Here is a 13,143-nt window from a genome sequence, read left to right on the forward strand (position 1 = left end):
CTTTAGTATGTTGTTAATTAAGTCAAATAGTATATGATCAAAGCAATAAAATATAACCACATAAATATAATGGCGCGAGGCTTACTATTCTTATTAGTTACTTTCTGCCTTATTAATTGCTCGTCATCTTCAGAAGAAGATCCAATAACTCCAGATCCCGATCCTGATCCAAACCCTCCGACTGAAATAACGAATGAAGTTGATTTTTGGTTAACTACAGGAGATAAACAAAACTTATTAAAAAAGCAATCTGATATTATTGCCTTTGAATCAAAAGCGAATAATTTCCAGACTATAGAAGTTAATAATCAAGAATCTTATCAAACAATTGATGGTTTTGGTTTCACATTAACTGGTGGAAGCGCTAAGGCTATAAATTCTCTTCCTACTGCAAATAAAGATGCATTGTTAAAGGAACTTTTTGGATTTAATGAGAATTCTATTTCCATAAGTTATTTAAGAATTAGTATAGGTGCTTCTGATTTAAATGTTTACCCATTTACTTACAATGATATCTCTTTAGGAGAAACAGACGAATCGTTAAGTAAATTCTCATTAGAAGAAGATTTAGACGGTGTTATTGCTATACTTCAAGATATTATTGCAATAAATCCGAACATAAAAATATTAGGAACTCCTTGGACCGCTCCAATCTGGATGAAAGATAACAAGAGTTTTATTGGAGGGAGCCTATTGCCCGAATATTACGATGTATATGCGCAATATTTTGTGAAATACATCCAAGAGATGAAAAATTTAGGAATTACAATCGATGCGATAACTATTCAAAATGAACCGTTACATGATGGTAATAATCCGAGTATGTATATGACGGCCGAAGCACAAACTGAATTTATAAAAAATAGTTTAGGTCTTGCTTTTGAGGCTGCTAATCTACAAACTAAAATCATTGCTTGGGATCATAATTGCGATAATCCAGAATATCCTATTTCTGTTTTAAAAGACAATTTAGCATATCAATATACAGATGGTTCAGCTTTTCATTTGTACTCAGGAGATATTAGTGCGCTAACTAAAATTCATAATGCTTTTCCAGAGAAAAACGTATACTTTACCGAGCAATACACATCTTCAGACGGAAGCTTTAGTGGGGATTTAAATTGGCATTTAAAAAATGTGATTATCGGTTCTATGCGTAATTGGAGTAAGAATGCTTTAGAATGGAATCTTGCCAATGATCAGAACTTCCAGCCCCATACCGATGGTGGTTGTACCGTATGCAAAGGTGGTTTAACTATTAATTCTTCTGGGAATATTACAAGAAATGTAGGTTATTATATCGTTTCTCATGCGTCTAAATTTGTTCCACAAGGTTCTATAAGAGTAGGAAGTAACATTTCTGGGTCTCTAATAAATGTGGCTTTTAAAACACCTAATGGAGATACTGTTTTACTTGTTTTAAATGAAGGAAGTGTAGATGAGCAATTTAACGTAAAGCAAGGAGAAGAATGGTTTACTACATACTTGAAAGCTGGTGCGGTTGGAACTTTTATATGGGATAAATAAAATATTACAGATGAAAAAAATACTTTTTATAGCAATCCTTTTCGTAATTAATAATACCTATTCTCAAGGGTTTTTACATACGGAAGGGCAAAAAATAGTAAATGCTGAAGGGCAAAATGTTCTACTGAAAGGTGTAGGACTTGGGGGACATATGTTGCAAGAAGGATATATGATGAAGGTTCCCTTTTCGGGTCAGCAATATATTTTTAAACAACATATGGTAGATTTGATTGGAGAAGAGGCTACGGCAGAATTTTACGAAAAATGGCTTTCCAATCATACCCAAAAGGCAGATATCGATTCTCTAAAAAGTTGGGGCTTTAATTCGGTTCGCTTACCGATGCATTATAATCTTTATACCCTTCCTGTAGATCAAGAGCCTGTAAAAGGGGCACAAACTTGGTTGGAGAAAGGATTTCAGATGACAGATTCTCTACTAAAGTGGTGTGAGCAGAATAAAATGTATCTCATTCTTGATATGCATGCAACGCCAGGAGGACAAGGACATGATGTAAATATTTCTGATAGAGACCCTTCAAAGCCTTCTTTGTGGGAAAGTGAAGCAAATCAAGAAAAACTAATAGCATTATGGGAAAAGTTAGCAGAAAGATATGTTGATGAAGAGTGGATTGGAGCTTATGATATTATAAATGAACCTAATTGGGCTTTTACGGGAGAAAATAAAAACGGAATTGACGAGCAAGAGAATAAGCCTCTAAAAGAATTAATGGTTTCTATTACAGAAGCGATTAGAAAAATAGATAACAATCATATTATAATCATTGAAGGAAATGGATGGGGAAACAACTATAATGGAGTTTTGCCACCTTGGGACGATAATATGGTTATAAGTTTCCATAAATACTGGAACAATAATACTAAGGCTGATATACAAGGATTCTTAGACTTTAGAGAGAAATATAACACTCCTATTTGGCTTGGAGAATCGGGTGAGAATTCTAATGTTTGGTTTCGAGACGCTATAAGATTAATGCAGGAGAATAACATCGGATGGTGTTGGTGGCCGCTAAAAAAGCTTGGTTTTAATAATCCGTTAGAAATAAAAGTTAATGATGGGTATAAACAAATCTTGAAATATTGGAAAGGGGAAGCTGAAAAGCCTTCTAAAGATGCTGCTTATAATGCTTTTATGCAGCTTGCTGAAGACGCTAAGATTGAAAATAATATTTTTCATAAAGGGGTTGTCGATGCCATGATTCGTCAAACTACTTCAGAAGCAATAAAACCTTATGCCAATGTAACTATAAGTAAAAAAGGAACTCTACAAGCTGCAGATTACGATATGGGTCCTATTGGGAAAGCTTATTTTGATATGGGAGCTGGAAATTATTATATCTCTGTTGGCGGAGATAGAACTAGTTGGAACGATGGCTATATGTACCGTAACGATGGGGTAGACATATTTAAAGAAGACGATACAGAACATTTGTATGTAGGAGCTACAGAAGAGGGGGAGTGGCTTCATTATACTTTTAATGTTGCTAAAAAAGGAGATTATAATGTCTCTTTAATTTCTAAATCTACTTCCGAGGGGAACGTGAAAATCACACTTAATAATAAGGAAGTAACATTAGAAATACCTTCATCCGATGTTTGGAAAGCAACAGGTGAAAAATTTGAACTTCAGGAAGGAGAAAACAAACTAAAGGTTGAATTTCTAACAAAAGGAATTCAGTTAAAAGAGATAAAATTTAAAAGATTATAATTGATGTTGAGCTTAAAGAATACCCTTCTTTTGGGGTTTGCTATTACCGCTATTGCTTGTCAGCAGAAAAAAGAAGAGAAAAATAATGCTTCATTATATATTACAACTTTAGATCAGCAAAAGTTGTTGGAGCAAACGGTAATTCAAGATGATGAAGCTGAAAAAAGTAACTATACAATTACGATTGATACTGCTAAGACTTACCAAGAAATAGATGGTTTTGGTTATAGTTTAACAGGTGGTAGCGCCATGTTGTTGCATAAAATGTCTTCAGAAAAAAGAGGAGCTATTCTTCAGGAGCTTTTTGGAGATCGAGAAGAAGATATCAATGTTAGTTATTTACGAGTAAGCATTGGAGCTTCCGATTTAGATGAGCATACATGGTCTTATAACGATTTAAAAGAAGGGGAAACAGATGAGGATTTGAAGCATTTTTCACTTGCTTACGATACACTTTATTTAGTTCCTGTTTTAAAAGAAATTTTAAAGATCAATCCGCAAATAAAAATTATGGGATCTCCATGGTCACCGCCAACATGGATGAAAACAAATAATGATACGCGTGGAGGGAGTTTAAAGGAAGAATATCACCAAGTATATGCCGATTATTTTGTGAAATATATCCAAGCTATGAAATCTCATGGGATTAATATCGATGCGGTAACGATTCAAAATGAGCCTTTACACCCAGGAAATAATCCTAGTTTATTAATGTTGGCAGAACAACAGAAAGAGTTTGTTAAGAATAACTTAGGGCCAACTTTTGAAGCAAATGGGATTCAGACCAAAATTATTGTTTATGACCATAATGCAGATAGACCAGATTATCCGATTTCTATTTTAGACGATCCTGAAGCTGCGAAATATATAGATGGTTCTGCCTTTCATTTATATGGAGGAGAAATTAATGCTTTATCTGAAGTTCATGAAAAGCATCCAAGCAAGAATTTATATTTTACAGAGCAATGGGTAGGAGCTCCTGGTGATTTTTCTCAAGAAATGGAATGGCATACCGAGAACTTAATTATTGGGGCAACTCGTAATTGGTGTAAAACTGTTTTAGAATGGAACCTTGCAGCAGATGAAAACCAAGATCCGCATACCGATAGAGGAGGTTGTGACCGTTGTTTGGGGGCAATTACAATTGAAGGAGATGAAATAACAAGGAATCCTGCTTATTATATTATCGCTCAAGCTTCAAAATTTATAGCACCAGGAGCCATTCGTATAGCTTCAAATACTAGCAAATCACTTCCTAATGTAGCCTTTAAGACATCAGAAGAGATTGTTTCTGTTATTCAGAATAAAACGGAAAAGACACAGCATATTTCCGTTAAAATTGGAGAGGAGAATCTAACAATAGAATTGCCTGCAAAATCTGTTGGAACATTAATTCAACCTACTGCCATTAGATAAATTTCAATTAGCAAATAAGAAAATGAAACTAAAAAATATATCAACAGCCATATTAGCTAGCCTTTTAGGAGTTGTAGCAATGGCTCAGGAGAAAAAAAATAACCACGATCAAGAAATCAACGCGCTTATAAAGAAAATGACCGTTGAGGAGAAAGTGGGACAAATGGCGCAAATCACGCTAGATGTTATAGGAAAAGGAAACGACCGTTATACTAGTTTCGAACCTTTGCAGCTCGATCAAGAAGAGATGAAAAAAGCATTGGGAGATTACCATATCGGGTCGGTTTTAAATACGGCAAATAACCGAGCATTATCTAAAGAAAAATGGTTTGATATTATTAAGGAGATTCAAGACTTTTCTATTGATAAAACTAGACTCGGGATTCCAAACATCTATGGGGTAGATGAAATTCATGGAGCTACTTATACAGCTGGAGCAACAATGTTTCCGCAGCAAATAGCGCAAGGAGCAGCTAGAAACCCTGAATTAACAAAAAGAGGAGCGGAGATTACTGCTTACGAAACTCGTGCTAGTAATATTCCGTGGTCTTTTTCTCCAGTTTTAGATTTAGGTATGGACCCAAGGTTTTCGAGAATGTGGGAGTCTTTTGGTGAGGATCCATATTTATGTACAGTACTTGGAGTAGCTGCTATTGATGGATATGAAGGAGAGGATAATGATATTTCGGACCCTACAAAAGTGGCGGTAAGCTTAAAGCATTTTCTTGGATATCACGCTACTATTTCTGGGAAGGATAGAACGCCGTCTTATATTCCTGAAGATGCATTAAGAGAATATCATTTACCTGCTTTTAAGGCTGCTATTGAGGCTGGAGCACACACTATTATGATTAATTCTGGAATTATAAATGGAGTTCCTGTACATGCTAATTATGAGTTGCTAACGAAGCTTCTTAAAGAAGAATTAGGTTTTGAAGGTTTGGTAGTTACCGATTGGGCAGATATTGAAAATTTGCATAGAAGAGATCGTATTGCTGCAACAGATAAAGAAGCTATCATGTTGGCTATAAATGCTGGGATAGATATGTCTATGATTCCTTATAATTATGAGGTTTTCTGTGATGGATTGATAGCATTAGTGAAAGAAGGAAAGGTCAAAGAAGCGCGTTTAGATGATGCTGTAAGGAGAATTTTAAAAGTAAAATATGCTCTTGGTCTTTTTGAAAACCCAAATACTAATCACAAAAATTATCCAGAGTTTGGGAGTAAAAAACATGAGCAGGCTTCTTATGATATGGCAGCTGAAGCAATTACATTGCTAAAAAATGAGAATAATATTCTTCCATTGAAAAAAGGGACTAAGGTATTGGTAACAGGACCAAATGCTAATTCTATGCGTACACTTAATGGGGCATGGACATACTCTTGGCAAGGAGAGAAAACTCCTGAGTTTGCAGAGCAGTATAACACTATTTTAGAAGCAGTACAGCAAATTAATGGAGAAGAAAATACTGTTTTTGTTGAAGGTGTTTCTTATAAAATGGACGGCAGTTATTATGAAGAGGAGAAAAATGATTTTGATAAAGCTATAGAAGCTGCTAAAGGTGTAGACGTTATTTTTCTTTGTTTAGGAGAGAATACCTATACAGAAAAGCCAGGAGATTTAAACGATTTATATATTTCTGATGATCAAACAGCGCTAGCATTGAAATTAGCGGAAACAGGAAAGCCTGTTGTCTTGATTTTAAATGAAGGACGTCCGCGAATAATTAGTAAGTTCGAAAGACAGACAAGTGCAATTGTACAGACGTATTTACCTGGGAATTTTGGTGGTGACGCACTGGCTGACATACTTTTTGGAGAGGTAAATCCTTCTGGGAAGTTACCATATACATATCCAAGATATCCTAATGCTACAATTCCATATATCCATAAACCTTCTGAAGAGCAAAAGAAAGCTGAAGGCGTTTATAACTATGAAGCAGATTACAATCCGCAGTTTCGATTTGGTTTTGGTTTGAGTTATACCACTTTTGAGTATAGTAATCTTAAGTTAAGTGCTGAAACTATTAAAAAGGGAGCTGACGTTGAGGTTTCGGTTGAGGTAGAAAATACAGGTAAAAGAACAGGAAAAGAAGTTGTAGAATTATACACTTCTGATAAATATGCGAGTAGCGTTACTCCAGATGTAAAGAGACTCCGTAGATTCCAAAAAATAGAGTTGAAACCTGGAGAGCGTAAAACAGTGAAATTCGTTTTACATCCAAAAGACATGAGCTATTTTGGACAGAATGGAAAAGAAATTCTTGAAGCTGGTGCTTTTGAAGTTATAATTAACGACTTGGTAAAAGAATTTAACGTAACCCAATAACCTGACCTACTGGTTAATTTTCCCCTCAAAAAGATCTTAGATTGAATATAGTTAAGGTCAAAAAAAAAGAGGCTTCGCAGAAGCCTCTTTTTGTATTTTTATTTCCCAGGGAAATCAGCTTTTCGTTTTTCTAAGAAAGCTGTAGTTCCTTCTTTAAAATCTTCAGTTCCGAAACACTCACCAAAAGATTCTATTTCTTTATTGTAACCGCTATTGCTAAACCCAGCATTTATAGAATTAATGGCGGCAGCAATTGCAACAGGTGAGTTTTTAATTATTTTACCAGCAATTCTTTTACAGAAAGGAATGAGTTCCTCTTGTGCAACCATATGGTTTATCAGTCCAGACATTAATGCTTGCTCTGTGCCTATCATTCCAGCGGTTAATATCATTTCCATAGCGCGTCCTTTACCTACTAATTGTGGAAGCCTTTGCGTACCTCCATAACCAGGAATTACACCCAAAGAAGTCTCCGGAAGTCCCATACGAGCATTGTCACTTGCAATTCTAAAATGGCAAGCCATTGCAAGTTCTAATCCGCCACCTAAAGCGAAACCATTTATGGCTGCAATTACAGGTGTTTGCATGCGCTCCACTTGATTAAAGAGTAATTCTTGACCTTTTGCAGCTAGCTGTGAACCTTCGTAAACCGAAAAATCAGCAAATTCTGCAATATCTGCACCAGCAACAAAAGCCTTTTCTCCAGCTCCAGTAATGATGACAAGGCGAACATCTTCGTTTTCATCTAAATCTTTAAAAGCATGATGAAGCTCTTCAATAGTTGCTCTGTTAAGGGCATTTAATTTTTTTGGTCTGTTGATAGTAATTAAACCGATTTGGTCTTCAATTTCAATCAATATATTTTTAGGATCCATACCTTTCTTTTATTTTTCTTATTCAGATTGTGCCTTAAATTTAGGAAAAGAAACTGTAAATACCGTGCCTTTACCTAAAACAGATGATAAACATATGTGTCCGTTATAAGTTTCCACAATATTTTTTACCATTCCTAAACCTAATCCCATTCCACTTGTTTTGGTGGTGAATTTAGGTTCAAATATTTTTTCTTGATTTTCTTCAGCAATACCAATTCCATTATCTGAAACAGAAATTTTTACTTCATCTTCATCAGAATATACATTTACTACAATTTTAGGATCATCATTTTCTGTAATCGCTTGTGTAGCATTTTTCACTAGATTGGTAATTACTCTAATAAGTTGTGTACGGTCTAATTTGGCAATTATTTCTTTTTCATCAGTAATAAAACGGATATAATCTTCATTAAAAATATCTACTGATAGTTTTACAACTTCAATAACATTTAGGGTCTCATTCTGTTGAGCAGGCATGTTCGCAAAACTTCCAAAGGCGGAAGCAATACTGCTCATGGTATCTATTTGCTGAATTAGCGTTTTTGAAAACTCATCAATTTTATGTTTAGCATTTTCATCGGAAGGATCGAATTTTTGCTGAAAACTCTGCACGCTTAAACGCATTGGAGTAAGTGGGTTTTTAATCTCGTGAGCTACTTGTTTAGCCATTTCTCGCCAAGCTTGTTCGCGTTCGCTTTTTGCTAAGAGAGCTGCACTTTTTTCCAATTCATCAATCATTCCGTTGTAACCATCTACAAGCGCTCCTATTTCTTCACTTGGATCGTCTAAAAGTATTTTCTGATTCTGTTTACTCAACCTAGTTTGCTGTAATTTCTCACTTATGGCTTTTAAAGATCTTGTGATGTATTTGGATATTATATAGGCCAACATTACTGCTAGCACTAATAATAAGACGTAAACTGCGGCCAAGCGAAGTAAAAATTCTTTTAGCTCGTCATTATTAAATGTGTCGTCTTCGTAATATGGAATATGTAAAATCCCGATAGGTTTAAACTTAGGATCTAAAATATAACTGTATGCAGATTGGAATCTGTTTCCTGCAGTTTTAGTTTTCTCGACATATCTTTTTTTGGAACTAGCAGATAGCCCATGGATAATACTGTAGTCTAAATCGTCATAAAAATCATCCTGCTCTATTCTAGGTTTAGAGCTTAAAATAAGTCTCCCTTCTAGGTCGTAAACATTAAAATTAATATCTAAAACATCGGAAGCCTCGTAGATTGCATGTTTATATTCCAGAATATATTTTAGGTTGTCTGTCTTTACTTCCCAAGTAGTATTTTTTAAGATGTAATCTATTTGAGCATTAAGCTGGTCTTCCTTGCGTTGCAAGTATTCTTTGTGGTAATCTTCTGCTTGCTCTTTATATTGGTATATAGTAACGCCTGCAATTAGCACGGAGGCTAAAATCACAATGAAAATCATGGTGAAAAAAATGCGCGTTCTAAGCGATAATTTATTGTACACTGGCGTGGCTTTTCTTTTTTGTCAGCAGTAAAAAAAATTAATACTGATTTTAATTTTAAATATAACAATAATTAAGCCAACATATAATAGAAGCATATGCTTAATTAAAAGAAGAAAAAAAGTCCTAATATTTTGTAGCCAAACTATCGCTACCTATGTGGTTAGGAAACGTTAGGTTTGTATTCTTAAGAATGTATGCTCTATATAAATTAGGTTGGTATCTTATCGTGTACTTTAGTGTGCTTTCCATCATTCCAAAGTGTTAGAATATCTGTTCCAACTTGAGCGCCACTTCCAGCAGCAATTGCAAACTGACTACGCCAACCTGCTAATGTTCCAGCAACATAAATACCATCAGTAACAATATGATTTGTATTTTTTAACTGAATTCTATTCTTTTCAGCAGGACTTAAAGCATGTGGCTCCATATATTGTTTCAGTCCTTCAATATCAAACATATCTGTATAGCCAAGCGCTATTACAAGAAGTTTAGATTGGTAGCTACTTTTGTTGGTTGTTACCGTAAAATTCCCAGCATTTCCAGTAATTGAAATAACTTTTTCTGAATGGATTTGAGATACATGCGGGTACAGAGTAGCGAGTTGCTTTTTACCTTCATTTAAAATATCCATTCCTGTAGTACCAGGAGCAATTCCGAGAACGTTATTGAATAATGCAGATTGTAAGTGAGATGCTTTTTGATGCATTACAATCCCAATCTTCTTGTCTTTAGCATAAGCAGCTTTATTTGCAGAACCTACAACAAGTGCACATTGCATTCCTGCTGCGCCACCACCTATAATTAAAACATCGAACATCACTCTTTCTCTTTTATTTTTTGCTGAATTTTTTTAGACTGATAGAAAATAGCAAGCAGTAATATTGCGCAAAGAGCGGCAAATATTCCAATAACAGCAACAAGGCTATCTCCCTCTAATAAATTGTTATAATCTAACATGGTAACATTAAAAGCTATCATGGCAACTGCAGCTATAATAAGTATAATAGTAAGTACTTTCATGTGATTACTTTTTTATCTTTCGACGTTTTTAATTTTCTGATATTCTCAGAAAGGCTTCTTCTGTTTAAAATAATCCAGTAACGTTACTTGCAAATAACTTTACTGATATTGCTAACAAAATTACACCAAAAATTTTACGAATAACAGCTAATCCAGATTTACCTAGCACCTTTCCGATTTTACTTGATGATTTTAACACTAGATAAACTATGCAAATATTTACAATAATGGCAACAATTATGTTTTCTACGTGGAATTCTGCACGTATAGAAAGTAACGTTGTCATTGTTCCGGCACCTGCAATTAATGGGAAGGCTAACGGAACGATTGAAGCCGTTTCTGGAGCGTCATCTTTATACAGCGTGATTCCTAATATCATTTCTATAGCTAGAAAAAATAAAATAAATGCACCGGCTACAGCAAATGAGTTTACATCTATACCAATAAGGTTTAGAATTTCTTCTCCAATAAATAAGAAGGCAATCATAATTATAGCGGCAACAATTGAAGCCTTTTCAGACTGAATATGGCCTACTTTATTCCTTAAATCTACAATAATAGGTACGTTTCCAACGATATCTATAACTGCAAATAGAATCATTCCTGCTGTAAATATTTCCTTAAGATCAAAATTCATAACTAAAAATTTTAAAAAGCGTGCAAAGCTATAAATAACTTATTGATTTATAGCCTCTAAATCGAATAAAAAATAGAGATTTTTTTTACAGTTTCTGCTTGCCAAAATTGGTATATTTGCAGCATGTTTCAAATAGGAAAAACCATAGTGTCCGAAGAAATTTTGGAGAACGATTTTGTATGCAACCTGTCGGCTTGTAAGGGGGCTTGTTGTGTAGATGGAGAGGCTGGTGCTCCAGTAGAAGATGAGGAAATTAGTATTTTGGAAGAAATATATCCTAAAGTAAAGCCATTTTTACGGAAAGAGGGAATTGCTTCTATAGAGAAAAATGGTACGTATGTAAAGGGAGAAGATGGTGAGTGGGAAACTCCACTTGTTAACGGTAGTGAATGTGCGTATGTTACTTTTGCAGATAATGGAACTGCTCTTTGTGGAATCGAGCAGGCTTATAATGCGGGAGAAGTGTCTTGGAAAAAGCCAGTTTCTTGTTACTTATATCCAGTTAGAATAAAGCAATACCAAGAGTTTGCAGCTGTAAATTATCATAAATGGCATATTTGTGATGATGCATGTTCGTTAGGAAAAGAACTTCAGGTGCCTGTCTATAAATTTGTAAAAAATGCACTTATAGAAAAATTTGGCGAAGATTGGTATAAAGAATTAGAAGTAGTAGCTAAAGATCTAGGACATTAATTTGTAGTCCTAAAAAGATAAAATTCATTTTATAAAAGTCTATGTAGTTGTATCTGCATAGACTTTTTTTGTTTTGAACCGCTAGCGTTGTTTTTGTTTTTTGAAATGAATTTCAACCTTATTTATGGCTCTTCATCGTGATATTACATGAGTTCTCAGCGTTATTTTATATGGAATATCTTGCTTTTCAACATTTTGATTAACAATGGCTTAACAGTCCGCTGTTTATCAGTACTTAAGATACATTTCAACAGTTCTTGTTAAAAACTTTTAAAATTATGTATGTTAATAACCTTTCAATTTAGCCGACATTTTTCAATCTTTGTTAGTCCCCGGCCACAAGAAAATTCAAATTTCAAAACGCTAAAAATCAGAATAAATGTCAGCAGAAGTAGAACCAATCTTACAAGAAAATAAAGACCGATTTGTTATTTTTCCAATTCAGCACCATGATATTTGGGAATGGTATAAAAAGCAAGAGGCTTGTTTTTGGACTGCAGAAGAAATTGATTTACATCAGGATTTATCAGACTGGAAAGATAAACTTAATGATGATGAGCGTTATTTTATAAAACACATTTTAGCATTTTTTGCTGCATCAGATGGAATTGTAAATGAAAATTTAGCTGAGAACTTTGTAAATGAAGTGCAGTATTCTGAAGCTAAATTCTTTTATGGTTTTCAAATAATGATGGAGAATATTCATTCAGAAACCTATTCGTTATTAATTGATACATATGTTAAGAATGAAAAAGAAAAGAATCAACTTTTTAAAGCGATAGAGAATTTTCCAGCTATTAAAAAGAAAGCAGATTGGGCTTTAAAATGGATTGAATCTCCAAGTTTTGCAGAGCGATTAATTGCTTTTGCTGCGGTGGAAGGGATTTTCTTTTCTGGAGCATTTTGTTCTATCTTTTGGTTGAAAAAACGTGGGCTAATGCCAGGATTAACATTTTCTAATGAGTTAATCTCTCGTGATGAAGGGATGCACTGTGATTTTGCAGTACACCTACATAATACACACTTAAAAAATAAAGTAAGCAAAGAGCGTATCAAGGAGATTATTGTAGATGCATTAGATATCGAAAGAGAGTTTATTACCGAGTCGCTTCCTGCGAGTTTAATTGGAATGAATGCTACTTTAATGACCCAGTATCTTGAGTTTGTTACCGATAGACTTTTAGTGGAAATGGAATGTGAGAAAATTTATAATTCTACAAATCCATTTGATTTCATGGATATGATTTCCCTACAAGGAAAAACGAATTTCTTTGAGAAGCGAGTTTCAGAATATCAAAAAGCGGGTGTGCTTAGTAAAGATGATGAAGATCAGAAAATAAGCTTCGACGCAGATTTCTAAAGAGAAAATATAATTAGGAGGGAACTCCGAAATTCATAAGATTATTTTAATATAGCTCAAGTTTGTAG

At 34.4% G+C, this 13,143-nt stretch carries 11 protein-coding genes; 6 read left to right on the forward strand and 5 right to left on the reverse strand.

What is annotated here, in order from left to right; translation table 11 throughout:
- Nucleotides 1-69 precede the first annotated feature (69 nt).
- The 4 genes from ACN0TY_RS03765 to ACN0TY_RS03780 are packed head-to-tail and all read left to right on the forward strand — an operon-like array spanning nucleotide 70 to nucleotide 7,001.
- On the forward strand, nucleotides 70-1,527 hold the full coding sequence (locus ACN0TY_RS03765) for a glycoside hydrolase family 30 protein (protein WP_417443410.1): 1,458 nt from the start codon (nucleotides 70-72) through the stop codon (nucleotides 1,525-1,527).
- A 10-nt stretch (nucleotides 1,528-1,537) separates the two neighbouring features.
- Nucleotides 1,538-3,253 (forward strand): cellulase family glycosylhydrolase, encoded by a 1,716-nt coding sequence (locus ACN0TY_RS03770; RefSeq protein ID WP_417443411.1) that lies wholly within the window; start codon nucleotides 1,538-1,540, stop codon nucleotides 3,251-3,253.
- Nucleotides 3,254-3,256: 3 nt separating this feature from the next.
- Nucleotides 3,257-4,669: a glycoside hydrolase family 30 protein gene (locus tag ACN0TY_RS03775; protein ID WP_417443412.1), complete on the forward strand. Its 1,413-nt coding sequence runs from the start codon at nucleotides 3,257-3,259 to the stop codon at nucleotides 4,667-4,669.
- A 22-nt stretch (nucleotides 4,670-4,691) separates the two neighbouring features.
- On the forward strand, nucleotides 4,692-7,001 hold the full coding sequence (locus tag ACN0TY_RS03780) for a glycoside hydrolase family 3 N-terminal domain-containing protein (protein WP_417443413.1): 2,310 nt from the start codon (nucleotides 4,692-4,694) through the stop codon (nucleotides 6,999-7,001).
- Nucleotides 7,002-7,099: 98 nt separating this feature from the next.
- Here the strand turns inward: ACN0TY_RS03780 and ACN0TY_RS03785 are convergent, their stop codons facing one another.
- The 5 genes from ACN0TY_RS03785 to ACN0TY_RS03805 form a co-directional block, all read right to left on the reverse strand.
- Nucleotides 7,100-7,876, reverse strand: a complete 777-nt coding sequence (locus ACN0TY_RS03785) for an enoyl-CoA hydratase/isomerase family protein (protein WP_236957718.1) — start codon at nucleotides 7,874-7,876, stop codon at nucleotides 7,100-7,102.
- An 18-nt stretch (nucleotides 7,877-7,894) separates the two neighbouring features.
- The gene (locus tag ACN0TY_RS03790) at nucleotides 7,895-9,322 is read right to left on the reverse strand and encodes a sensor histidine kinase (RefSeq protein WP_417443414.1); all 1,428 of its coding nucleotides are present in this window, start codon (nucleotides 9,320-9,322) and stop codon (nucleotides 7,895-7,897) included.
- Nucleotides 9,323-9,573: 251 nt separating this feature from the next.
- Nucleotides 9,574-10,182, reverse strand: a complete 609-nt coding sequence (locus ACN0TY_RS03795) for an FAD-dependent oxidoreductase (protein WP_417443415.1) — start codon at nucleotides 10,180-10,182, stop codon at nucleotides 9,574-9,576.
- Entirely contained in the window at nucleotides 10,182-10,385 is a 204-nt protein-coding gene (locus tag ACN0TY_RS03800; protein ID WP_236957721.1) for a hypothetical protein, read from the reverse strand. The genes ACN0TY_RS03795 and ACN0TY_RS03800 overlap by 1 nt, the downstream gene beginning before the upstream one ends.
- Before the next feature lie 64 nt (nucleotides 10,386-10,449).
- Nucleotides 10,450-11,022, reverse strand: a complete 573-nt coding sequence (locus tag ACN0TY_RS03805; RefSeq protein WP_236957722.1) for a MarC family protein — start codon at nucleotides 11,020-11,022, stop codon at nucleotides 10,450-10,452.
- 123 nt (nucleotides 11,023-11,145) lie between these two features.
- Here ACN0TY_RS03805 and ACN0TY_RS03810 point away from each other — a divergent pair, with 123 nt between their 5' ends.
- Entirely contained in the window at nucleotides 11,146-11,715 is a 570-nt protein-coding gene (locus tag ACN0TY_RS03810; protein WP_417443416.1) for a DUF3109 family protein, read from the forward strand.
- Between the two features lie 379 nt (nucleotides 11,716-12,094).
- The gene (locus ACN0TY_RS03815; protein WP_417443417.1) at nucleotides 12,095-13,075 is read left to right on the forward strand and encodes a ribonucleotide-diphosphate reductase subunit beta; all 981 of its coding nucleotides are present in this window, start codon (nucleotides 12,095-12,097) and stop codon (nucleotides 13,073-13,075) included.
- The last annotated feature ends 68 nt before the right edge of the window (nucleotides 13,076-13,143 follow it).

Origin of the sequence: Joostella sp. (genome assembly GCF_048266025.1) — a bacterium.
Classification (GTDB): domain Bacteria; phylum Bacteroidota; class Bacteroidia; order Flavobacteriales; family Flavobacteriaceae; genus Galbibacter; species Galbibacter atrarenae.